This is a genomic window from Vibrio sp. SG41-7, from assembly GCF_014164465.1.
GTDB lineage: Bacteria > Pseudomonadota > Gammaproteobacteria > Enterobacterales > Vibrionaceae > Vibrio > Vibrio splendidus.
This window is the reverse complement of sequence record NZ_JACJFF010000401.1, coordinates 1-284: the sequence shown is the minus strand read 5'-3', so window position 1 is coordinate 284 and position 284 is coordinate 1. Positions and strand designations below refer to the sequence as shown.

The window sequence follows — 284 nt, the reverse complement described above, 5'->3', positions numbered from 1 at the left end:
GAATAAGTGGCGGAGTGGACGGGACTCGAACCCGCGACCCCCGGCGTGACAGGCCGGTATTCTAACCAACTGAACTACCACTCCGCAGTGGTCAACTCACTAAGTGAGCGTCCATATCCCCAGGTTGGTCAACCTAAAGATTTAATTTAAAGCCTGGCAATGTCCTACTCTCACATGGGGAAACCCCACACTACCATCGGCGCTATTGTGTTTCACTTCTGAGTTCGGCATGGAATCAGGTGGGTCCACAACGCTATGGTCGCCAAGCAAATTTTAAAATTCGG

At 51.4% G+C, this 284-nt stretch carries 1 tRNA gene and 1 rRNA gene; both read right to left on the bottom strand.

The features are described 5' to 3' along the window. Positions 1-7: 7 nt before the first annotated feature. Positions 8-84: transfer RNA gene (locus tag H5300_RS27345), tRNA-Asp, on the bottom strand. Positions 85-151: 67 nt separating this feature from the next. Next, a 5S ribosomal RNA gene (gene rrf, locus H5300_RS27340) occupies positions 152-267 on the bottom strand. Positions 268-284 lie beyond the last annotated feature (17 nt).